Here is a 23,946-nt window from a genome sequence, read left to right on the forward strand (position 1 = left end):
CTAATGATTTCAAATAGTTCGATAGATCCTATGGATGCAGGTTGTGGGAAACGTCCGGCAGATTCCCCGGTCGTCAAGGCACCTCCATCCACCGATGACGAAATCCTGATCAGAAAGGGGTTTGAAGTGGATGTTTACCAGGGGTGTGACCTGTTGTTCCGGCGCTACTACCAGCCGCTTTGCAGTCATGCGGCGCGCTTTGTATACGACAAAGCGGTTGCCGAAGACATTGTGGCCGACCTTTTCCAGGTGTTCTGGCAGAAGAAAGTATACGAACGCATTGACTATTCCTACCGTGCCTATCTCTACCAGGCAGTTCGCCAGAACTGCCTGCTTTACCTTCAGCGCGAAGCCGGGATAACGGTTTCAGCCGATCAGTATCCATCAAAGGAGGCCCTGGTGGCGACCGGCGGATCTCCAACCGACCAGATCCAGTACGACGAACTTGCCTTGCGGATTGATACGGTCATACGCTCGCTGAGCCCGTCGGTAAGAAAGGTGTTTTTATTAAGCCGTTTTGAAGGGCTGAAAAACCTGGAAATAGCAACCGAATTAGAAATATCTATCAAAACCGTAGAGGCGCACCTGACCAAAGCCCTCTCCCTTTTTCGTAAAGCACTGAAGAACGATGAATGAATCACCATTCCATATTACCAGGCCTATGGTGTTCGCTTATTTTGCGCACCGCGCTACTCCGTTGGAGAAGCAACAGATAGAAGCATGGTTAAAGACGGAAGAAGGAGCCGAAGCTTATTTTACCTACCTCGACGAGTGGGAACGGCAGTTCCCGCAATTCCAGGCAAACCTGGACGATGCCCGGCAGAAGTTTAGTTCTTTTATGCAGGAACAGCCGGAAACGCCGTATGCATCAGCGACAGGAGAACAACCGCCCGTCCATACGGATCGGGAAACAGAAGTAACACGGCTAAAACCCTTTTATGGCTGGGTAGCGGCTGCTTCGGTAATCCTGCTGGCCGGTCTCTGGTTGTTTAGGCCGGTGTGGTACTACCGTACGCTGTCCAGCGGGGACAAACAGCAGGTGTCCGTAACCCTGGACGACGGTTCGGAGGTAGTGCTTGGGGCGAATTCTTCACTGCGGTACCCGCGGTTTGGTTTTGACAGGCGGGTGCGCGAGGTATGGCTGGAAGGCGATGCGGAATTCAGGGTGGAGCATTTCCCTGATGGACGGCGTTTCAATGTGCATACGGCGGGAGAAATGGTGATAGAAGTCCTGGGAACCGAATTTGTGGTGAATAACCGGCTGAAGACTACAAGGGTGATGCTAAAAACAGGGAGTATCCGGCTCACACATCCTGTTGTGGCGCAACCGGTGCTGATGGAACCGGGCGACCTGGTCACCATTTCCTCAGAACAGAAAATCTACCGGGAGAAATTGCCGGATAAAGCCGGAAAATTCAATTGGAAAGTATTGGATTTTGAGTTTAAAGATACGCCGCTAAAAACGGTCGCCAGGCAGTTACAGACTGCCTACGGGGTAAGGGTGGAGATCGATCAGCCGGAGATCGCCGCACGTACCGTTTCCGGTTCTTTCAGCGCCGAAACCGCGGAAGACCTGCTGGACGCAATTGCCGAGATGATGGGTTTGACCGTTGAAAAGACAGCCACGGGGTACGTGGTCAGGAAGTGAAACGAGGGTATATGTCGTTCCGAGAAAGAAGTTTTTTGCGAAAACACCTTGTAGCGGAGATGACAAATAGATTTTGTCAATGGAAATCAATGGTAGCCGGAGGCTACCACCCGGACGGTCATCCTGAAGCGGAGCGCAGCGGAGTCGAAGGATCTCCTGTTGTTATAAAAAGTCCTCTAAAAGGGATTGGGTACGGGGAAAGGGAGATCCCTCCACTGCGGTCGGGATGACCTCCGGTTGGAGCGGCGCCAAACTTGTTGTTGTCAATGGTAGCGCATCTGCCGGATGGTCATCCTGAGCGGAGCGCAGCGGAGTCGAAGGATCTCCTGTTGTTATAAAAAGTCCTCTGAAAGGGATTGGGTACAAGGAGCGGGAGATCCCTCCACTGCGGTCGGGATGACCTCCGGTTGGAGCGGCGCCAAACTTGTTGTTGCCAATGGTAGCGCATCTGCCGGATGGTCATCCTGAGCGGAGCGCAGCGGAGTCGAAGGATCTCCTGTTGTTATAAAAAGTCCTCTGAAAGGGATTGGGTACGGGGAGCGGGAGATCCCTCCACTGCGGTCGGGATGACCCGTGCACGGCCGACAAAAAAAGTAAAAAAATATTAGGGTATCCCGGCGGTCTTGTATCTGTAGGGGCAGACCAATGCCGTTGGCGTACACTGTTGACATTCTTTTACCTAACCTTTAATCTGCATATAATGAAATGTTATTTACCTGACGCTTTCATCAGACGAAAGTGGCTTCGTTACGGATTGAGCTGCTTCCTGCTTGCTCAGTCGCCGGTATCCGCCCAATTGCTCGCCCAGGTGGAAAAAGTGCCCGGGTCACCTGCGGAGCAGACTTCGCCGCTCACGCTTACCGAAGCGCTGGCAAGGCTGAAAGTGCAATACCGGGTAAATATCCTTTTTGAAGAGAGAACGCTTCTCCATCACACGGTTTCGCCCGAAGTGTTAAAATCGAACACTACATTGGAAGCCAGTCTGAAAGCCCTTCTCGAACCCTTGGGGCTCCGGTTTAAAAAGAAAAAAAACAACTACATCATCCTGTCCGGAAACGCACAGTTAAAAAAGGAACCGGAAGCGGAATCACAAAGACTGGCGCCGGATGTCCTGCCTCCTGCATCCGCTGATGGAGGCAGCAGCCTGCTTTCTTTCAGAACAAAAGCGGAGCGTTTGGTTTCGGGGAAAGTGGCCGATGAAAAAGGAGAAGGTTTACCGGGCGTAAGCATTTTACAGAAAGGCACCCAGCGCGGCACTATCACCGACGGTGCAGGTAATTTCAGCCTGGAGATAACGGGCGGGGAAGCCATCCTGGTATTCTCGTTTGTCGGTTTTCGTAGCCAGGAGGTCGCAGCGGGAAACAGGGCCACGCTGGACGTCGTGATGCAGGTAGACGAAAAAAGCCTGGAAGAGGTAGTGATCGTTGGGTATGGTACACAAAAAAGAGTCAACATGACCGGGGCTGTGGACGTTATTTCCGGTGCGCAACTGGAATCCAGGCCGGCACCGACGGTATCACAATTGCTGCAGGGACAATCGCCCGGGTTGAATTTTTCGGTTGGAAGCAGCGGTATGGAGCCGGGAGCCTCGATGAATGTTAACATAAGGGGGATCGGCTCATTAAACGGCGGCAGCCCTTTTGTGCTGATCGACGGTTTTCCCGGGTCAATGGATCGCCTGAACCCGAATGACATAGAATCCATTTCAGTGCTGAAAGATGCCGCGGCTTCCGCTATTTACGGCGCCAGGGCCCCGTACGGCGTGATTTTAATTACGACTAAGAAAGGAAAACGCGAGGGGAAAATGACCGTTTCCTACAATGGGAACGTCTCCCGGAATACCCCCGACCGCCTGCCGAGCATGCTGGATTCCTATACGTTTGCACGGGTAATGAATGAAATGGGAGACAACGCCGGAGGACGGGCTTATCCCCAGGCGACGCTGGACCGGATTATCGCCTACCAAAAGGGAGACTGGGACTACCTGAAGCAATTTCTGCCGACAGACGCCACCCACTACGAGACGGTGGCGTTGCCGGGCGGCCGCTGGGCGCATACGAACGACAGCCACGCCAACTACGACTGGTACAAAGATTTCTACGGGCACAGCATCAATCAAAACCACAACGTTTCGATACAGGGCGGAAGCGCGAAAGCCGGCTACTACCTTTCTGCCGGATATGTAGGGCAAAACGGCGTGCTCAACTACGGGGTGGATACCTATCGCCGGTACAACCTGAATGCCAAAATAAATATGGCGGTTAACGACCGTTGGGATATCCGGTACGAAACCCGCTTTATGAAAGCCCCCCGCGAACGGTTCAATTCGGAAAACGGATCGGCTGAAACCGGGTATGACCTGCTATTCAGGCAGATCACCAGGACTGTGCCCACCCAGGCGAAGTATGACCCGTATGGAAATTACTCCATGATCTCGAAAATCCCTGCCATAGAATACCGCGGAACGGACCGCACCGAAACAACCGACAACTGGCAGATTTTAGCTACCGAGTTCAGGCCGCTGAAAGGCTGGAAAATTAACGCCGATTTTGCCTATAACGGTATTGCCGTAGACCGTTCCAACCGGAACAACCTGCTTACCGAGTTTTATTCAGACGGGAGGATTGTGCCCCTGGCTTCAACCGTCCCCAACCGCATCGAGCAGATTACCCAGAACAACCACTACTGGGTGGCCAATCTTTTTACTACCTACGACTGGCAAATCAACGCCAACCATCACTTGCAGGCCATGGCTGGTATGCAACAGGAGTACGATAAAACCCACGCCATAAATGTGGCAAAAACAGCGCTGGTGGTAGAAAGCGTGCCGTCTCTGCAAACCGCCAACGGAGATGTGACGGCCTCGGAACGACTGTTGAACTGGTCTACGCAGGGCTATTTTGCCAGAGTGACCTACGATTTCAAAGAAAAATACCTTTTCGAAGTAAACGGCCGCTACGATGGAACTTCACGGTTTATCTCCAACCGGAGATGGGGCTTTTTCCCGTCTTTCTCCATGGGATGGAACCTGGACAAGGAAAATTTCTGGCGGAGCATTCAACCCTATGTAAACAGTTTTAAAGTCCGCGCTTCCTGGGGCCAGCTCGGCAACCAGCAGGTTAGCCCGTACCAGGACCTGGCCCTTATGCCGCTTAATACCGGCAAGCTGAACTGGATTTTCCGTTACGGTGACAATCGCCAGGCCGGCTATACCGGAACGCCGGTGCTGGTGAGCCCGAACCTGACCTGGGAAACGGCAACCACGAAGAACCTCGGTTTTAACCTTTCTTTCCTGGATCACAGCCTGACCACCGATGTAGACATTTACGAGCGGGTCACTACCGATATGATCGGTCCCTCCGAACCGGTGCCGGGCGTGCTCGGTGCCGCGGTTCCTTCGTCCAATAACGCCACCTTGCGAACCAGGGGCTGGGAAGTCGCTTTGAAATGGAATAAGCGGGCCAACGCCAATTTGTCGTATTACGCTGGATTAAACTATCACGACGCCCGCTCTTTTGTGTCTAAATACAGGAATCCAACGGGATTGATCACCGACTGGTACCCGGGTAAAGAAGTAGGGGAGATATGGGGTTTTACGGTGAACAAACTATTCCAGACCGATGCCGAAGTAGAAGCCTACCGGGCCAACGTGGATCTCTCGAACATTTTTAACAGCTGGTCGGCGGGCGATGTAAAATACGAGGATATTAACGGCGACGGGAAGATCAATCGCGGCGCCAACACATTAAGTGATCCCGGCGATCTTTCCATCATCGGGAACAACTCTCCGCGCCACCAGTTCGGTCTCAGCGCCGGGGTGAACTTCAGGTCCTTTGACTTTTCTTTTTTGATCAGGGCAACGGCCAAGAGAGATTATTTCTTTGCTACAGGAAGCAACAATATCAGGTACTGGGGGGTAAATACCATCTATTTTACGGGGATGACGCCCGAGCACCTGGACTATTTCCGTGACAAGGAAGGAGATGCGGCGACAGGGTTGTATGAAGGACGGGACAATCTTAACCAGGATGCATTCTGGCCCAAGCCTTACCTCGACCAGGCTCAGAATGATAAAAACCGCCATGCGTCTACGCGTTACCTGGTAAATGCCGCCTATATCAGGCTGCAGAATATGCAGCTGGGCTATACCCTTCCTTCCGGCCTGCTTAACAAATACAGCATACGCAACCTGCGGGTGTATGCATCCTGCGAAAACCTCTTCACCCGGACCGGGCTCATGAAGGGTATGGACCCGGTAGCGCTTACCGGGTTTGGTGGGGGAGCCGGCGCTACCTACGGCTCCGACAGGATTATTTCATTGGGTCTATCACTTTCCTTATAAACCAAAGACATGGCATTGCGACACAAAATATACAGCCTGCTGTTGATTCTTTCATTGTCGGCATGTGATCCTGGTTTCCTGGATCGTCCGCCTTTGGATGCCATCAGCTCAGACGCCTATTGGCAAAAAGCAAGAGATCTTGAAAATTATGTTTTACAGTATTACCCGACCTTACCCGGTCACGGTACTTACGGCGGAGGATACGGCTATCCTATTAACCATTCGGACGACGCCATACTGGTAACGCCGAGCCTCGAAATGAACGGGGTCAGGGGGACGGTCGGCGGGCGCTGGATTTCGGACTGGACCTCCATCAGGAGCATTAATATCTTTTTCGATAACTACCGGAAATGTAAGGATGACTTTGAACTTTACAGACACTATGTAGGCGAGGCGCACTTTTTCAGGGCCTGGTATTACTTTATTCTACTCAAAAAATACGGGAGTGTTCCCTGGTATTCGTCGGCGCTCAGGCCGGATATGTCCGCGGAACTTGCTTTGCCCCGAACGCCGCGCCATGAGCTGGTGGACCACCTGCTGGAGGACCTGGACAAAGCTTCCGAGTATCTTTCCCTCCGGAGTGTGGTAGGCAATAACCGGCTTAATAAGGAAACTGCCCTGGCTTTTAAGACAAGAGTCGCCTTGTATGAAGGTACCTGGCAGAAATATCATGCCGGAACGCCCCTGGCAACCCAGGGAGCAAATCCTGCGCGGTATTTCCAGGCGGTAGTAGACGCGTACAAAGAATTGTCGGGGAAAGGCGGGTACCAGGTAGGACTGCACGACGATTATTATGAAATGTTCGGGTTGGACGACATGTCGGCCGTTAAGGAAGTGCTGTTTTATAAAACCTACAACTATGCAGACGGCCTGAGCAATGACGTACAGTATGCGACCATTTTATCCCCGGTGGAAATCGGCATCACCTGGAGCCTGGTTTCATCATATCTCGACAAAACCGGGAAACCCTATGATCTGGCCGCCCGGGCAGTAGAAAAGCAGGGCAATGACTTTCTGACCCAGTTGAGTGCCGACCTTGACCCCAGGTACCGGGCTACGGTATGGGCGCCCGGAGATCTCCAGGTGAGCAGCAGCAACCTCCGTTTTAGCAAACCACCGATCGACCAGTCGGGGATGAACCTCTGCACCACCGGCTTCCAGTTGAAAAAAGGCTCGAATCCGCGGTCCACGGGAGCGGGGAAGGGCGGAAGCGGGAACAGTGAAACCGGGTACATTTATTTCAGGTACGGTGAGGTAGTTCTCAATTACGCGGAAGCGCTTTATGAGCTGAATGGCGAAATAGATTACGAGGCTTTGAATACCCTGAGGCATCGGGTTAATATGCCTGATTTCAAGGTAGTTGCGCCGCAAAGCGACCCGGAAAGGGTGGATTACGGTTACCCGGTGCCGGATGCGCTTTATGAAATCAGGCGCGAGCGAAGGGTAGAGCTGGCAATGGAAGGGCACCGTACGGATGATTACAAGCGTTGGGCAGCTCATAAGCTCTTTAAGGGAAAGCGGCCCAAGGGATACCCGTTCAGGAAGGAGGAGTTTCCGAATTTTAAAGCACGGGTTGACGAAAAGGGATTAATTGACTATTACCAGGCGGCGATGCCGGCAGGGTATGGTTTCAGGGAGAACCAGGACTATTTGAGCCCTATTCCCCAGGATGAGCTTTCGTTAAACCCGAATCTGGTACAGAACCCGGGCTGGCAGTAAATTGCCGGCCCGGTTCCAAAAAAAGAATATAGGGTGGTAGTAAGTGCACGCAACCTGTTATCTTCGGTGCTGTTTTAAGTGGAATCTCAAGCGGGGAGAGCCAATAGCCAGGCGAGAGATTTTATAATTCAGCACGTAGAGTTTTTTGACGATGGATGACAACAGTTTGACGGATAGGGATTTCTGGTTGAAATATTGGGAAAGTAAGGAGAATCTTGTTTTTGAAATCCCCCGCCAGTACCCTTTCCTGAAAGAACTCGAAAGGTTGGTCCGGGAAAGAGACATTCGCACGCTGCTTGAGATCGGGGGTTTTCCCGGGTACTACTCCGTTTGGGGACAGAGGAACGGTGTGACAGCTACACTCCTGGATTTCGTGGTTCATCGTCCGCTGTTAAAGCGTCTGGAGCAATCAAACGGTGTTGAGGAGGGCACGGTGAGAGTGATCGAAGCGGACCTTTTTTCGCTACCGGCCGACCCTCGTTTTGACCTGGTATTGTCGAACGGGTTAATTGAGCATTTTCATGATACCGAAGATGTGTTGCGAAGGCACACGCAGTTTTTAAAGCCGGGAGGGGTGCTTTTTGTGACACTTCCCAACTTCCGCGGGCTAAATGGCTGGTTTCAAAAGAAGTTTGATCGTGAAAATTACGACAAACATAACCTTGCCAGTATGGACATAAAAAGGCTCACTGCCATCTGCCGGCAACTGGAATTGAGGGAGGTAGATGTCAGGTATTCCGGCTACCTGATGTTGTGGTTCGAAAACCCGGAAAACAAGCCGCTGTGGGCCCGGGCTTTGATGAAGTCATTGTGGTTTCCCCTGAAGGTTTTCTTTAAAATATTCCCTTTCAATACAAAGGCCTTTTCACCCTACATTGTTGTAAACGGCGTCAAACCTACCTGAACTTACCGGGATAAAAAGAAAACCACAGAGAGCAAAGCCTACCTAAAGTGTCATCTGCAAACGGTTACAATACGAAACCTTTGTGCTCTTCGCGGCCTCTGTGGTAAAAAGGTAAACCGCAGAGGAACACGGAGTACGCAAAGTGTAACTTCGATGCTATTGCTTTAAAACAGCTTCGTAAAGGCCGATATATCTTTGGGCGATGAGCTTTTCATCATATTCTCCCAACACCTTTGTGCGGGCCGCTTCTGAAAGCCTGCCGTTGGCATTTTGTTCCAGCACCCATTGGATTCCTTCCGCCAGGGATTCAGGAGATTTGAAATCGGCTACGTAGCCATTTTCGAGATGGTTGATCATTTCAGGAATGCCGCCGGTACGGAAACCGACAGCCGGCGTACCACAGGCAAGCGCCTCCATTATCGTATTCGGGAGGTTCTCTTCCAACGAGGGCGTTACGTACAGCGAGGCCGCGTTGTAGATATCCACCATGGATGCTTCATTGCCCACATATCCGAGATGGTGCGCCGTTATTGGAAGGTCGCCAATTTCATCGGTATCGCCGCCTCCAGTCACGAGCAACTGCAGATTCTTTTTTATAAACGGCTTTGATCCGATCAGCATTCTCAGCGCTTCCTTTAAATAAGAAAACCCTTTTCCTGCAGCCGAAACCTTGGCTGCGGCGAAGAGAATATAGTCTTTGCCGGGATCCAGGTTGAGCCTGATCCGGGCTGCATGCTTATCGGAAGGTTTGTAAACGCTTGTATTGATCGGATTTGGAATATTGGTTAAACGAATATCCTTCATTAAGCTGCTACGTCCGGCTCTTTCTTCCAGCCATCGACTACATGCCACAGCGGTAAGAGTTGTAGCCGGAGTCCATTCCTTTTTTTTTCTGCCAAGTCTCCGGTAAGACAAATCCGACTTCGCGGGCTTTTTTAAAAATTTACAGTCGCCGCACGATTTCATATAGTGATCACAATCGCCGCTGTGATGACACCCGCCCGTAAAAGGCCACATGTCATGCATCGTCCACACCACCGGCTTGCCAAGCTTCAAAAGACGCCCTATCGAATCTATAGACAGAAAACCAAAGTTTACCCAGTGCAGGTGAATAATATCCGCTTCCAAAACAAGGTTTTGTCTTGCAATGTCCGTACCGGACACCGCCGGGGAGAAAGCATAACGGACCTCCGGATTCCGTTCAAAAGGAACGAATGCAAGACGTTCTGTAACAAAACGCTGCCAAAAAAAGGCTTTCCCGATGAAGCCGGTGTCAAGTCCCGTTACGTTTTCTGTTTCCCTGGATGTCTTGCCAACGAGTAGACGTGATTCAACTCCATTTCTGTTGAGTGCGTCGTTGAGCCTCGAAGCTGCTATACCTGCCCCGCCGGATAGGTGAAAGGTGCTCAGGTGAAGGACTTTTGTCATTGCGAGGCGTAATTTGAGCCTTATTTGCCCGGAATCGGATTTTAACAAAAATGATGACAGGGGGTCGAAAAAGAAGCCACCCCTATTCAACGGTGCAATATAGTACTTATCCGGCGATCACAACTTTTAGAACGACGGAGGCATCAGCTGATTCTGTTCTCCCTTTGCACGCTCTTCTCTGTGTATAACGCAAACCTCCGACTCTATCCTGCATTTGCCTGGGTACCTTATCCGGTTAGTGCCAGGGTTCATGCCGAACGGCGATGGGGGCAGGTATCAGAATATGATCGTTTTATTTCTGTTATATTTTATTCGACTTATTGGATAAAATGAATTTGATATCGTCAATTATTTCCTCGTCTGATTTTGCCATATCAATAAAATATTCTGTTTGCCACGATTGTGTTTTTTTTGCCTGTTTATTTTCTGTGTCGGCCCATCTTGGATAAACTCTGAAACCTCGTTTCCCCTCATCCTGGCCTGTTGCCAGGATTTTCTTTTTGCTTAAAACGATTTTTGGGAAGAGAAAAAAGCCAAAGTTACCGTCCTGTTCGGTGGCAATGATATAAAAGTCAAAATTGTCACGGATGCTGAAGGGTTCGGTTTGTTTATTCGGGCCTCGTTTCCAGAGCGTTACAAATAGTCCGACCTTCTTGGGAGTTATTTTGGCTTTCCTGAATTTCATGCTTAGCTGATCAAGGCTGAAGTTGAAGCCGGAGTATTCCTCACATTCTTCTTCAGCTACCAGGTGGGTGGTTTTTTTTCCAGTTGCTTTTGACAGGAAAATTTCAATTCGGTTCAGTGCCTCGGTCATTTTCTGAGGGGAGCTGGGGGAAAAGAGGTTATAATTGACGACATACCGATATCCGCCCGGCAGATGTTCTCCCCCAAAAGAGGGATAGATTGATGGATACGGGTATCCTACTTTTGTTATATGGCCATCGTGCCAGCACTGCCTTTGGAAATACATCACACATACTTCGCCAACGGAGGGTGCGCCATTTTGGGGTGCCATCTAAAAAAGGCGCCGATTTACCTGCCAATTTAAAATAAACTCAATTATGTCAAACTGCAATGTAACATTTTACAAAAAGACGGACGGGAAAAAAGGAACCGACGGTTACAAAAACTACGATGGACCACAAACGGTGTCCGACCTCAGCCAGGTTTTATGGGACGGGACAACCTTTGATAACGACATGAAAGACGATATCAGCTGGGTCGATACGAGTTCTCAAACCTGGGTGCGCGTTTATTCAAAGGCTAACTTCCAGGGCCGTACCGCGCTGATCGGCCCTGATCAGCATATCAGTATGAAATCGCTTCGGGACGAAAACAATGAGGGTGACATGGATGACACCATCGAGAGTTTTCAGCTCTACGACCGGAAGCCGGATGTCGATTCCAGTCGGGTCATTGCCAATCTGCTAGCGCTCTATCCGGCTTCGGAGCGTATCAGGAAAAATAACCGCTACGCAACCGAATGGTATGCACAGGATTCGCAGTACCGTATTTACGATCCGTCCATTGTGCTTGAAGGCGGCAAGGTGTCATTTTTCATGGATATGGATCACATCCAGGCCGAGCAGGATGATCATGCGACGGTGAGCTTCAGCATGGACCTCAATGGTGGTTTTGTTGACCGGATTACCGTGACCTATGACATCGCCGAGGCTACTCAGATTCCGGAATGGGCCATCAAGCTAATTGACGGGTCGATTGAGGCCGCCAAATACGGGGCCATGGCCATTGCCGACGGTGCTGTGATTGTGCTCACGGACGGGATTGGCGTTGTTGCAACGGTAGAGATCAACATGCTGATTAAGTATACGGCAGAAGCATTGACTTTCTGTGTTGATCACCTGAACGTTGTGCTCGGAGCGGTGTTCAAATTTCAAAGCGACGGTGGTACGGCCAATTTCCCGGCCATAGTATCCCACGGTATTGCCCGCCTTGTCCTCGCTTATTACCAGGAGTTGTATGGACCCGATACGAATGAGGCCATGGCATTTGACGAACAACGCTTCTTCAGTACGCTTGGATCAGGAAGGTGGATCGAAACAAAGCACAATCCGTTTGTTGAGTTTAAAGAAGATGTTTATTCCTACCGGGCATACTATCCTGACAATACCTTTTTCTATGCCCGGGGCGGCGTCCTGGCTTCGGTCAAGGTCGATGCCATTACCGACAACCAGATGGATGACCACCTGGTGCTACAGGCCATTTTTGATCCGCAGGGCCGGTTGTTCGCCGTTGCCGGAAGCGTCGATATTTTTTCGATAAAGAACATTTCAGATTATACAGCGCCGGCAAGCGGTGTGTTTGCGTATAATGCCGAAGGGAAGATTATCCATGTCGTGCAGGGGGGCGAGGAAGTGACTGAAGTGCAGGGTTATAGTTCGCTGGAGGCGGCCTTTGCCGATAGCCTGAAGGGAGCGCTAAGAAAAGCCGGAGACGAATACAACATCAATATAACGGATCGTCAGGTCATATTGGTGGATGCCGCTGTATCGGTATTGAAAGCGATGGGTGCTGCTGTTTCAAGGTAACTTTCGTCCTGTCCAAAGCCCGAAACGAACTCGTTTCGGGCTTTGGACGGGGATGATCTTGCCGAAGCGTTCGGAAAACTGTTATCTCTTTTCGATTGAAATTTACTTTATCATGGGTAGGGTTATTCGCATCACCAGTCCTTCGTCGTTCTGAATCTCCAGCGCGCCATTCATCTCTTTAACCCGGCTTTCGATTGAACTCAACCCCATGCCCTTTTTTAGCCCCTTTTGAGACTTGTCAAAAACACCGTTGTCGCTTATTTCAAAAACAACCTGCCGATCGTTCTTGTATAAAAATACGGTGACAATATTCGCCCTGCTGTGTTTTATGATGTTGGTTACCGCCTCCTGCAGAATGCGAAGCAGGCTAATTCTTTGACCGGTAGATAAGTCGGCTGCGCTATTTTCATCGATCTGTATTTCAACTTCAAATTTATTCTGTGGCAGCGCGGAGTTTGCAATGAACCGCACTGATTCGGAAAAAGTTGCCTGTTGTTTGTGTCTTAGCTCGTAAAACCATTCATGGCTTTTGCCTCTGGCGGCTTCATACACGTTTTCAATCTGCTGCTGAAGTTGCGTCAGTCTGGCTTTGATGGATGCTTCCCGGACTTCTCCTGCCAGAACCTCCGCTTGTTGGCGGGCACTAGCGATCGTTGCGGCAAAATCGTCATGCAATTGCTGCGCCATCCTTTCCTGCTCTTTCTTGACGGCGTGGTGCTTTGCTTCTTCCATTGAAGCTATCGTGATGTCGGTATTGCGGTTAAGGGTCTCGATGTCTGCTTTTAACTTACGCTTGGTCCTTTGCAACATCTGCAGCACCAGTAAAACGATGATAACGGCAGCAAAAGAAATCACCAGTATCCAGGTAGTTTTTTGCCGTTTTTCTTTTTCGGAATCAATAAGTCTGTTTTTGTTAAATTCAGATTCTGTATATGCATAGAGCAGATCCCGGGTCTGGTTATTAAGCGAAATCAATTCCTCCTTTTTCAATTCAAAAGCCTGCTGCATATTCTGAAAGGCGGACTGATACCGGCCTTGGCCGGCAAATATCCTGGCTTGCATTGACAAAGTCCCCGGCGCTTTGGCAGTGGTGAAATTCCCCATCTGCTTATAGCGGTTTAGATAAAACTGGGCGCTGTCGAGGTCTTTTACTTCTATTGAATAATTGATTCTGAAATTTGTCAGAATGGCCTCTCCAAAGCCAGTATAGCCCCGCCATTTTTCATTCCCCGCCCAATGTTGCAGGAAAACAGCCAGGCTGTCCAGGTGCTTCTCAGCCTCGTTGTAATTTTTGTAGGCAAGAAAATTCAGGGTAAACTTCGCCATCATCAGGCTTGAAGGAATCAAAATATGCCCGGGTTTTACTTCTATGTTTTTTTCTTTGTAAACGCTGTCCAGCTGTTCGGCAAGTCGGATGCAGGCCAGCGCGCTATCGGCTTTTTCAAGATTGGAAAAGGCCTGTGCTATAGACGATAAAGTCACCGCCGAGTTGATGGCTTCTTTATCTGACAACTTGCCCGCGGCGTATAAAGCCGGCAATAGCGCCATATCCCCGGCATGCTGATTGTACAGGGAGGCAACTTTGGTGTAATTTTGCGCCCCGCTATAAAACCGGCACTGCTGATCCAGCGAATAAAATGATTTGCCACCCCGGTTTGCAATTTCGGCATCGGCTTTCACGCAGAAATAACTGGCTTCCCCCTCTCTTCCCTGCACCCGTGCATTGTTGGCAAGCAACAGGTAGTATACCCCTTTTTTGTCGTATAGCTCTTTGTTCTTCCATATCAATTCGCGGCAGAACCTTAATTTTTCCAGGTACTCGGCAACCGGGTAATAGCGTCCTGCTGTTACTTCACGGTAGTTGAGCTGAACGATGCTGTCCACATAGCCCGCCGCGGAAATTTTTTGTTGCTCGTACAGCTTCCGGTAGCGCATCCATTCGTTGTCTGCATCCTGTGGCTGACCGTAGCCTGTAAGCACAAAACAAAAATGGAGGCCCAGTAGCAGCAAGAACTTTCCGGGCCGTGAAGAGGCGGGTTTGATCTTCATATCAAATCTATTTTCCTGGCATAGGCCAGCAGCTCGGTAATGGTCTTCGTCCTGGTCTTGTCCATCATCCTTCTGCGATGTGAGACAATGGTATGCCTGCTCAGGATCATTTTTTCGGCAGTAGCGTTTACGGTCAGCCCGTTGGCAAAATGAATCAGGATTTCGACTTCCCTGGCCGAGAAGGGGTTGGTTTCTCCCTGGTTATAGGCGGATAACATCTGGCCGATAACAGGTGAAATGTACTCCCTCCCGCTTTGAATAGCCTGTATACAACTCACGATTTCGTCCGACCTGGACGATTTGCTGAGAAACCCGTCGATCCTGTAGGTGAGGATATCATTGATCAGAATAGGGTTGGTTACACAGCTTACTATCACGACGTAAATCGGCCTGTATATTCTCTGCAGGTCCTGGATAACCCTCAGGGCGGTGGTATTTCTCAGGTAATAGTCGGCAAACAGGAACAATCCGGGTTGGCCCTTCATTTTCAGCAGGAAGTCCGTCAGCGCGCCCTCCTCCGTGAAGCTATGAATATGCTCAAAAAGGCCCGTTTTTTCAATGAGACAGGTAAACGAATCTGCAAAGAGCTGATGGTCGTCCAGCACCACTGCCAGAGGTTTCCGGGCGGGATAAAATCGCTTCATAATTCTTTGCCGACAACAATCAACTGTGTAGTAGCCGCTACCGGGTGCTGGTATCTATACGAAATAACGGAAATTTTTTGACAGCCCGTCAAAATCGTATCTAATTTTTTTGTCGATTAACATGTACATGCTAATCGGTATAATTCTATAACACGTATATGTCCAAAATCTCCGGGGCGGTAGCCGGGGCAGAAAGATAGTGCCAGATTTGTCGACTGAATCGTCAGTCATACACTTGTCACATTATGAGCCATAGTAAAATGCAAACGCTCCCTTCAACCCCCTGACTATCCCCATTACTTATTGAATTAACCAACTTTAGAATTTCATGGACACACTTAAGAAATTATTCACGGGCACGTAACCATTCTTCCTTCTACCAATCTGTTCTTTTTAAAATCAACAAATTCCTGCAAAACAATGAGAGGAAAAATACAATTTTTGTTCGCAACGGCATGTATATTGCTAATTATGAACTGCGGCCTGACCGCCGTGGCCCAAGGCGACTGTTACGCTACCCAGGGCTGCTCCGATTACAGCAACTTCGGTTACAATTCTACCATCGCAGGCACGCTGGAATACGATAACTATATTTCGGCTTTTCACACAACTGCTGTGAGAGATATTGATGGTACGCTTAAAATATGGGGAGAAGCTTCCAAGCCCGATGGCGTTGGTTTTTTTGCAGTTCCCACGCCCATCAACGTAGGAAACTTTCCCGGTCTTACCGGAACTCCCCTGAAAATTGCAATGGGAAGTAATGATCGTTTGGGGTCAACTACGGCTCGGGGCATACAAATGATCCTACTCACCAGTGACGACAAACTTTGGGTATGGGGACCCGACAACATCGTGCTTGACGGCTCGCTAACCACCAGCTATTCCGCCTTCGAGCAATTGAGCCTCGGACTTCCTCCCGGTGTTACGGCAAGTCAGGTGAAGATGATGTTCGCCACTTACAGGACCCTGGTGATTACTACCTGTAGTGGTGATGTATGGGTGCTTTCGATGGTATCTGAAATGCGCGGGGATGGAGGCGCCGGCAGCTCAACAGCCTGGTCCAGGGTTCAAAAGTCCACCGGGGGATATCTGACGAATATCGTGGCGGTCCGGGGCGCCCATCGCATTACTAATCAAGTCAGCTTTACACCTTCTTTTGGCGCTTTGATGGCATTGGATGCCAGCGGGAATCTTTGGACCTGGGGCCCTACGGCACTTTTAGGTTCGGGCGGCGCTTTGGCAAATGTTCCCATTTCGAAAGCTACGCAAATGACCTTGCCTGCGGGATCCTCATCCAGCGCCATCAAAATGATTGGCGTCACCCCCAACTGGAATAGTTATCCTACTTATTACGCACTGTATGAAAATGGCAGCTTATTTGCAATGGGCAGTAACGCGTATAATCAAATCGGGGATTGGACCACTACAGATAGAAGTAGCTGGGTACAACCGCGCTACACCGGCGCTTCCGGTCCGGTAATGAATGATATTAAGTGGATTTCCCCTCAGGAACATGACAATGCATATCCATTCATTAATGTGATAACCAGCGGTAAGAAATTATTTAACTGGGGGCGTGAATCGGGTAATGATTTGGGAAGGAGCGCGGAGTCGAGCATGTCAGCGAGCGCAAGCGTAAACCCGGGAGAGCCGACTAATTTCGAAACAGGCTACAGCAATTCAGGGATGATCGCAGTTGAGAGTGGAGGGCATACCACCCTGGTGTTGAAAGAGTGTGTCAATAATTTTGGCTACGTGGGCCATCGGATAAATGGCAGTATGGGTGACAATACAACGGATAATGGCCCCACAGGTGATGGCGTTACTGACGATGTTTTCCACTTCAGAACCAACGCAGTGCAGGTATGCGGCGCTCCCACGGTAGACGTTACGCTTACCCCTTCTACCATAGGTCCTTACTGTAAAACCAATACAACCGTCAGCATGATAGGCAGCCCGGCGGGTGGGACCTATGGTATCGACCCATCCACACCAGGTATTGCGACTATCGATCCGGTCACGGGAGTGCTTACTTTTATTGGTACCGGGACATTGCGTGTAACTTATATGGTAGCAACAAGCAGTTGTGGTGATGAAACTACAGTAAGTACCCTGCTTAATGTGAGTGATTGTAACAATGCGACCCTTACCCTACCTGGTCAGGTGTGGATAGATGACGATCAGGACGCCATTATTGATGCTACAGAAACGGGGACCGACAATGGTTTTTGGGCTAACCTTGTAGCAAACACTGTAATAGCTTCGGTAAAGGTAAACCCGGATGGCACTTTCCAGTTTGTGATAAACCATGACATTTTCAACAGCGGTGGCAGCTATTTTGTAATACTTACCAACAATCCCTACAAAGCGGGTGATGCACTTACAACGCCCGGAAGCACGCCCTTAAATTCTTACAACTATACCGGTACCAATCGTGGTAATACCTCAGGATGTACCAACACCCCTTGCCGCTCTGGTTACATCAACCTGGGGGATATCAGCACCGCACCTGCCAACTCAATCCTTCCGACGGCCAATTTCGGTATTACCAACAAACCGCTACCGGTCACGTTGATTTCGTTCAACGCAAAAGCAGAAGGCAAAATGGCAGTGCTGAACTGGGCTACGATATCGGAACTGAATAATAAAGGTTTTGAGCCGCAGCGCAGCCCCGATGGCCGGAACTGGAAAACGTTGGGTTTCGTTGCGGGCAAAGCCATGAATGGCACCGGCAAAACTGAATACAGCTTCCCGGATAACACCCTGCCTGCAGGAACAAACTACTATCGCCTGAAGCAAATCGATCTTAACGGCGCCTTCGAATACAGTCAGATGGTCAGTCTGAGAGCAAACGGAGAAGCCGTATCGGCCGAGCCGTACCCTAACCCGGTTTCAGACAGGGTATTTCTGCAAAACATCGCTCCCGAAATGGTAAAAGGCCTGAATGTTTTAAGCATAGATGGCCGGTCTTTGTACGAAACAACCCGGGTGACTGCTGAGGGAATCGACGTTTCCGGTTTGCCTGACGGCTTGTATGTAATGAAGATTAAGCAGGCCGACGGAACTACCAGTTCGCATAAGATTGTGATTACTCGCTAAATCCATCCCCCGGTACCGCGCTTCCTCATAAAAGAGGCTGCGGTACCGGTCCCTTCTACGGGATAACGGACAAAACCGGCTATAACTTTACCGGTAGCGCTCCTTTCACCGGAACAAGTTACTGCCGCCTCAAGCCAATCACCCGTTAAGTCTGTACGTGGTATTGCAGCTTCCGCTTGCCCCTCAAGGAGGAGGTTGTAATGCTGCGGATCAGCACACATTACAAAGGAATAGAACATGCCCAGCATCTTATTTATTGACAACAACCCCTCGTTGTTCTCCGCAGGATTGGAGCTATTGTTAGCCCAAAACAACCCCGACAACCTAATAGAGCTGACTAACCTGCCGGACCTGGTCAACGGCTGCAGCTTACACAAGGATCCTGATATTGCAATGGTTTTTGTTGACAGCAGTCCGACCAGCGTCAGGCTGAAGGATATACGGGTAATTCAGCGTCATTTCAGGAATGCAGCCGTGGTTTTGGCAGGCACGACGCATGCGTGCGGGGATATGCTTGATTGGTTCCGGCTTGGGGTACGCGGTTATGTGTACCTGGAGCATGAAACCAGTGAATTGTACCGCTGTATCGACCAGGTGGCAACAGGAGGCCGCTACATAGGCGCACATCTTTTAGATACGATCCTCTTGGAGCTTAACATTTCAAAAAGTAATCACAGCAGCGTTTGCGCCACGCTTTCGCGCAAGGAAATGCTGGTGGCCCAGGCCCTTTCGGAAGGACTGCGGGTGACCGACATATCGGAAAAATTCGGGAATAAGTGTTCCACCATATCCACCATCAAAAAGGCCGTATACCGGAAGCTCGGGATTACCAGACCCGTACAACTCTACCAGCTAATGCGCATATATGAATCCGAAAAAAGCGGGGATATAGAAAGTTTAATACGATAACCGGGCAAAAGTATTGGCGCGAACTTCAGGCATTATCAAGGACTTTGATCGATAAAGGAAAGCCCGCCAGGGGAATTTATTATTGAAAAGGTCAGAAATTCGACCTCAAAAAAGCATAAAAAAAGCCCGAAACGAACTCGTTTCGGGCTTTTAGCGGTCCGGACGGGACTCGAACCCGCGACCCCATGCGTGACAGGCATGTATTCTAACCAACTGAACTACCGGACCATTATTTTAAAGAACCCACTGTTATAGTCGGTGGCGACGCTCAGATTCATAACCGTTGTCGTGAATCGTGGTGCAAAAGTATAGGCAGATTGGATACAACGCAAGTGTTTGCCCGAAAAAACTTTCATATTTTTTTGCGGAGCGCCTGTCTGAAAACTGCGTTTCCGACGTAATGCGGTTATCTTTGCGGAGTTACGATTTTTTTGCAGCACATGATTCCCTTGAAAAAAATTATCGCAGCCCTCGAAGAATGGGCGCCTTCTGCCTACCAGGAGAGCTACGACAACGCCGGGCTTCTAACCGGCTCGCCCGATTGGGCCGTCAAAGCCGTGCTGATTACCCTTGATGTTACCGAGGAAGTGGTGCACGAGGCAGTGGAAAAAGGGGCTAACCTGATCGTGGCGCATCATCCCATTATTTTTAAAGGGCTGAAAAAGCTGAACGGGACCAACTATGTGGAGCGTACCGTCATAGCCGCCATTAAAAATGATATCGCCATCTATGCCATTCATACCAACCTGGACAATGTCGCTACCGGCGTCAACTACAAAATAGCCAGCATCCTCGGGCTGGAGCGGGTTTCAGTGCTGGCGCCCAAACAAGGACTGTTGAGTAAACTCAGCTTTTTTGTCCCCAGGGAAAACACGCAGACAGTTCTGGACGCCGTGTATCAGGCCGGCGCCGGAAAAATAGGGGACTATAGCGATTGCAGTTTCCGGGTGGCGGGAACAGGTACTTTCGTGCCGGGTGCGGGTGCCCATCCGCATATCGGTGCCCAAAACAGGAAGGAGGAGGTGCAGGAAGACCGGGTGGAATTGATGTTTCCTGCCTTTCTGGAGAACCGGGTAATTGCCGCTTTGAAAAATGCCCACCCGTATGAGGAAGTCGCCTACTATGTTCAGGCGCTGGCCAACGAAAACCAGGAGGTAGGTTCCGGTGCAATCGGGTTACTTGCCCATGAAATGACAGCCCGTTCTTTCCTGGATTTCCTGAAGGAGCGACTGAATATCAGGGTGATCCGCCATACCGCCGCGCCCGGACGTATGATACAAAAGGTGGCCGTTTGCGGAGGTTCCGGCAGCTTTATGCTCAAGCCGGCGCGCAGGGCAGGGGCCGACGTCCTGGTAACCGCCGACTTCAAGTACCACGAGTTTTTTGACGCCGAAGGACAGATCATGGTCTGTGATGTCGGACATTATGAGAGTGAAGTGTTTACAAAAGATTTATTGTTCTCATATTTGTCAGAGAAATTTGATAATTTTGCACTCTATTTGTCAGAGGTGAATACTAACCCGGTGACATACCACGTATAAATATATATGGAAAGCACGATTGCACAAAAGCTGGAGGCCCTATTGAAGCTTCAGGAAATTGATTCAAAACTGGATGAGCTTCTGAAAATCCGGGGCGACTTGCCCGATGAAGTGCGGGATTTGGAAGACGAAACATTGGGGTATCAAACCCGGAAAAACAAATTCGTCGGAGAAATTGAAGAGCTGAACGGAGATCTCCAGGCTTTTTCGAATGCTCAAAAGGATGCTGAAAAGCTGATTTCCAAATATAAGGAGCAACAAATGAACGTGCGGAACAACCGTGAGTTCGATGCCATCTCTAAGGAAATCGAACTGCAGGAGCTGGATGTTCACCTCGCCGAAAAACGCAGCAATGAAACCAGGGCGCGTATCAGGCTGATCGAAGATGAGCTTGAAAAAATCAACCAGATCCTGGCAGAACGCGAAGAAGCTTTGAACGAGAAAAAAGCGGAGCTGGAGGTAATTGTGGATGAAAGCCGTGAGGAAGAAAAGCAGATCCGGGCATCGCGCGAAAAGCAAACCAAAAAAATTGAAGAGCGTCTTCTGAAGTCTTACGAGAAGATCCGCTCCAACTCCCTCAACGGCCTTGCGGTAGTGCAGGTACAGAGAGGCGCCTGCGGCGGTTGTTTCAATATTGTTCCCCCGCAACGCCAGGCCGATATCCGTGACAACAAGCGTATCATCGTTTGTGAGCACTGCGGCCGGATCCTTGCAAGTGTCGAGTCGCCTGTTTCTGTTGGGAAATAAGACCGGTTCCGGACTACCGCAGCATTTGTATCGAAATCATCAGGAAGGTTGTCTGTCAGGCAACCTTCTGTATTTAAGGACGCTTTGAAAAGTTTCGGACGCCCGGTTTACAGGACAGCGCTTTTGTTGTACCTGGTCATGAACTCCCTTGCTTCACATGCAAAGGGAGACTTTGAATTTACACCCGCCCTCATCGCTGCCTATTCTGATATTCAGAAACTCAGGATTGAAAAAGCACGGTCCGTGCTGGATCTTGAAGCCGGCAAAGGGACAAAAAATGGCGTAATCCCTTACCTGGAGAGCTATTCCGACTTTTTCTTTTTCCTGATTACAGACAGCCAGCGAGAGTACAATCGCTTCCTGAAGAGCCAGGAGGACCGCCTCGAATTTATAGAAGGCCTGTCCGATGAGTCGCCCTATCAAAGAATGTTCATGGCCGAAGTAAGGTTGCATTCCGCCTTTGTCAAGCTTAAGTTCGGCAACCGGACGAGCGGCTGCTGGGACATTATCAAAGCGAACCGCCTGCTGCTGGAAAACCTGAAAAAGTTTCCTGACTTTATCCCGCAATTGAAGGCATTGGGCCTGCTGCACGTTATGATAGGCTCAGTGCCGGAGGAATATCAATGGGTAGCACGGCTGATGGGGCTAAGGGGAAGTATCAAAGAGGGAATGGCGGAATTGAAACGGGTAGAAACAGGTTCGCGGCTGTTCGCGAAGGAAGCCAGGGTGACCTCGCTATTGCTCCACGCCTATATACTCGCCCCCGACGAGGAAATGATACAGAGGCTGAGGGAGCTCCCTTATAATGAGCCGGATAACTTGTTGTTCCATTTTCTCTCCGCGTCAATTCTCATGAAGCGCGGGCAAAGTGAGGCAGCACTCGCCATTCTCCAACAGGCGCCCGCCGCCAACGGTTACCTGCCCTTTCCTTTCCTCCATTATATGAAGGCCGAGATCAACCTCCAGAAGGGCCTGTATCCCAGCGCAAGGGCCTCCTATGTGGACTTTATCAAACATACAAGGGGAGTGAATTTCGTGAAAGACAGCTTCTTCAAACAATACCTCTGCCAATGGCTCGACGGGCAGCCGGCAGACAAAGGTATATTGGCATCGGTTGCCAAAGTGGGCGGGGGCAACGTTGAAGCCGACAAGCACGCACGGAAAGTTGCTGAGCAATTTCTTGCCGGCAGGATCGGGGCTGAGCAAAAAGTGTTGTTTGAAGCCCGGTATGCTTTCGACGGCGGCTTCATCTCCAGGGCGCGATCCCGCCTGAAAGGGCTGACGGAACAGTCATTTAAATTACCGCAGGCCAGGGTCGAATACCTGTACCGCATGGGCCGGATTGCACAGCACGAAAATGAAAATTCAGAGGCGCTCCGCTTTTTTGAAAAGACAGTAACACAAAGCGAAGGGACAGATCTGTACTTCGGCGCCTCGGCAGCCCTGCAACTGGGGTACCTGTACCAGGAGGCCGGGGATCCCCGGAAAGCTGCTGTGTACTTTCGTAAAGCCATGTCATTTAAACGGCACGAATACAAGAACAGCATCGACAATAAGGCGCGTGCCGCGCTTACCGAAATGGGGGTGAAGTAATCTGTCGGGCGTGATTGATTTTCTTGACGGAGTTATGTAACTTCGTTTTCTATACTATACGAAAATAATGGACAAGATATCAACATCGCTTTCGCGCAATATCAGGAGTTGGGATGAGTCGGACCGTCCCAGGGAAAAGTTGCTCCAAAAAGGACGTAATCAGTTAACAGACGCCGAGCTTCTCGCTATTTTGCTCCGGTCAGGTACGGTTTCGGAATCGGCGCTGGACGTGGCCAAAACACTGCTTTTTGAAGCGAATAACAGCCTGTATGAGCTGGCAAGGAAAAGCCCGCAGGAAATAATGCGCGTCAAAGGGATAGGAGAGGCCAAGGCACTTACCCTGATTGCCGCAATGGAACTGGGACGACGCAGAAAAGACATCGAAGTGGGCGACAAAGCAAAAATTACTTCTTCCAGGATGGCTTATGAAACGCTCCGCCACCATTTACAGGACAAAAGCCATGAAGAGTTCTGGATCCTGCTTCTTAACCGGGCCAACGAAGTAATCAGGTCCGTCCAGGTGAGCTCGGGCGGTGTTAATAGTACCGGCGTGGACTCCCGGATCATTTTCAAGCATGCCATCGAAAACCTGGCAAGCGCGATGATCCTGGCACACAACCATCCTTCAGGCACGCTCAGCCCCAGTAAGGAAGACATGGAATTGACACGGAAACTCTCGGAAGCCGGAAAGATCCTGTCGGTCCCGGTGCTGGACCACCTGATCTTTACCGACCATGATTACCTGAGTTTTGCAGACAACGGGATCCTGTGAAC

18 protein-coding genes and 1 tRNA gene are annotated in these 23,946 nt (G+C 50.1%); 14 read left to right on the forward strand and 5 right to left on the reverse strand.

Going from position 1 to position 23,946, the window contains the following annotated elements; genetic code table 11:
* Positions 1-30: 30 nt before the first annotated feature.
* The 7 genes from ABD852_RS08750 to ABD852_RS08780 all read left to right on the forward strand — a co-directional run bounded on the left by ABD852_RS08750 (position 31) and on the right by ABD852_RS08780 (position 8,613).
* A complete protein-coding gene (locus tag ABD852_RS08750; RefSeq protein ID WP_345027950.1) occupies positions 31-636 on the forward strand; it encodes an RNA polymerase sigma-70 factor in 606 nt (201 codons plus the stop codon).
* Positions 629-1,648 carry a FecR family protein gene (locus tag ABD852_RS08755; RefSeq protein ID WP_345027951.1) on the forward strand — a complete coding sequence of 340 codons (1,020 nt, stop codon included), beginning with the start codon at positions 629-631 and terminating at the stop codon, positions 1,646-1,648. The genes ABD852_RS08750 and ABD852_RS08755 overlap by 8 nt, the downstream gene beginning before the upstream one ends.
* Positions 1,649-1,707: 59 nt before the next feature.
* Positions 1,708-1,878: a hypothetical protein gene (locus ABD852_RS08760; RefSeq protein WP_345027952.1), complete on the forward strand. Its 171-nt coding sequence runs from the start codon at positions 1,708-1,710 to the stop codon at positions 1,876-1,878.
* A 55-nt stretch (positions 1,879-1,933) separates the two neighbouring features.
* Positions 1,934-2,116, forward strand: a complete 183-nt coding sequence (locus ABD852_RS08765; protein WP_345027953.1) for a hypothetical protein — start codon at positions 1,934-1,936, stop codon at positions 2,114-2,116.
* 232 nt (positions 2,117-2,348) lie between these two features.
* A complete protein-coding gene (locus tag ABD852_RS08770; protein ID WP_345027954.1) occupies positions 2,349-5,990 on the forward strand; it encodes a SusC/RagA family TonB-linked outer membrane protein in 3,642 nt (1,213 codons plus the stop codon).
* Positions 5,991-5,999: 9 nt separating this feature from the next.
* Positions 6,000-7,709, forward strand: coding sequence for a RagB/SusD family nutrient uptake outer membrane protein (locus tag ABD852_RS08775; protein ID WP_345027957.1), 1,710 nt, complete (start codon positions 6,000-6,002; stop codon positions 7,707-7,709).
* 151 nt (positions 7,710-7,860) lie between these two features.
* Complete coding sequence (locus tag ABD852_RS08780; RefSeq protein ID WP_345027958.1) at positions 7,861-8,613, forward strand: class I SAM-dependent methyltransferase; 753 nt, start codon at positions 7,861-7,863, stop codon at positions 8,611-8,613.
* Between the two features lie 156 nt (positions 8,614-8,769).
* On the opposite strand, the gene ABD852_RS08785 is transcribed toward ABD852_RS08780, so the two are convergent.
* Positions 8,770-10,041: a glycosyltransferase family 4 protein gene (locus ABD852_RS08785; RefSeq protein ID WP_345027959.1), complete on the reverse strand. Its 1,272-nt coding sequence runs from the start codon at positions 10,039-10,041 to the stop codon at positions 8,770-8,772.
* Between the two features lie 301 nt (positions 10,042-10,342).
* Positions 10,343-10,855 (reverse strand): MepB family protein, encoded by a 513-nt coding sequence (locus ABD852_RS08790; protein WP_345027962.1) that lies wholly within the window; start codon positions 10,853-10,855, stop codon positions 10,343-10,345.
* Between the two features lie 247 nt (positions 10,856-11,102).
* On the opposite strand from ABD852_RS08790, the gene ABD852_RS08795 reads away from it, so the two are divergent.
* On the forward strand, positions 11,103-12,590 hold the full coding sequence (locus tag ABD852_RS08795) for a hypothetical protein (RefSeq protein WP_345027964.1): 1,488 nt from the start codon (positions 11,103-11,105) through the stop codon (positions 12,588-12,590).
* A 102-nt stretch (positions 12,591-12,692) separates the two neighbouring features.
* On the opposite strand, the gene ABD852_RS08800 is transcribed toward ABD852_RS08795, so the two are convergent.
* Both ABD852_RS08800 and ABD852_RS08805 read right to left on the reverse strand, forming a co-directional pair.
* Positions 12,693-14,639 (reverse strand): sensor histidine kinase, encoded by a 1,947-nt coding sequence (locus ABD852_RS08800; protein ID WP_345027965.1) that lies wholly within the window; start codon positions 14,637-14,639, stop codon positions 12,693-12,695.
* Positions 14,636-15,283 (reverse strand): LuxR C-terminal-related transcriptional regulator, encoded by a 648-nt coding sequence (locus ABD852_RS08805; RefSeq protein WP_345027966.1) that lies wholly within the window; start codon positions 15,281-15,283, stop codon positions 14,636-14,638. The genes ABD852_RS08800 and ABD852_RS08805 overlap by 4 nt, the downstream gene beginning before the upstream one ends.
* A gap of 471 nt (positions 15,284-15,754) precedes the next feature.
* Between ABD852_RS08805 and ABD852_RS08810 the strand changes: the two genes are divergently transcribed.
* Both ABD852_RS08810 and ABD852_RS08815 read left to right on the forward strand, forming a co-directional pair.
* Positions 15,755-18,382: a T9SS type A sorting domain-containing protein gene (locus tag ABD852_RS08810; protein ID WP_345027967.1), complete on the forward strand. Its 2,628-nt coding sequence runs from the start codon at positions 15,755-15,757 to the stop codon at positions 18,380-18,382.
* A gap of 237 nt (positions 18,383-18,619) precedes the next feature.
* Entirely contained in the window at positions 18,620-19,291 is a 672-nt protein-coding gene (locus ABD852_RS08815) for a LuxR C-terminal-related transcriptional regulator (RefSeq protein WP_345027968.1), read from the forward strand.
* 154 nt (positions 19,292-19,445) lie between these two features.
* On the opposite strand, the gene ABD852_RS08820 is transcribed toward ABD852_RS08815, so the two are convergent.
* Positions 19,446-19,519: transfer RNA gene (locus ABD852_RS08820), tRNA-Asp, on the reverse strand.
* A 212-nt stretch (positions 19,520-19,731) separates the two neighbouring features.
* Between ABD852_RS08820 and ABD852_RS08825 the strand changes: the two genes are divergently transcribed.
* The 4 genes from ABD852_RS08825 (at position 19,732) to radC (ending at position 23,944) form a co-directional block, all read left to right on the forward strand.
* Positions 19,732-20,832: a Nif3-like dinuclear metal center hexameric protein gene (locus ABD852_RS08825; RefSeq protein ID WP_345027969.1), complete on the forward strand. Its 1,101-nt coding sequence runs from the start codon at positions 19,732-19,734 to the stop codon at positions 20,830-20,832.
* Between the two features lie 6 nt (positions 20,833-20,838).
* Positions 20,839-21,579: a zinc ribbon domain-containing protein gene (locus ABD852_RS08830; RefSeq protein WP_345027972.1), complete on the forward strand. Its 741-nt coding sequence runs from the start codon at positions 20,839-20,841 to the stop codon at positions 21,577-21,579.
* Between the two features lie 48 nt (positions 21,580-21,627).
* Positions 21,628-23,172 (forward strand): tetratricopeptide repeat protein, encoded by a 1,545-nt coding sequence (locus ABD852_RS08835; RefSeq protein WP_345027976.1) that lies wholly within the window; start codon positions 21,628-21,630, stop codon positions 23,170-23,172.
* 67 nt (positions 23,173-23,239) lie between these two features.
* Positions 23,240-23,944 (forward strand): RadC family protein, encoded by a 705-nt coding sequence (radC, locus tag ABD852_RS08840; RefSeq protein ID WP_345027977.1) that lies wholly within the window; start codon positions 23,240-23,242, stop codon positions 23,942-23,944.
* Positions 23,945-23,946 lie beyond the last annotated feature (2 nt).

Source organism: Ravibacter arvi (genome assembly GCF_039540405.1).
Taxonomy (GTDB): domain Bacteria; phylum Bacteroidota; class Bacteroidia; order Cytophagales; family Spirosomataceae; genus Ravibacter; species Ravibacter arvi.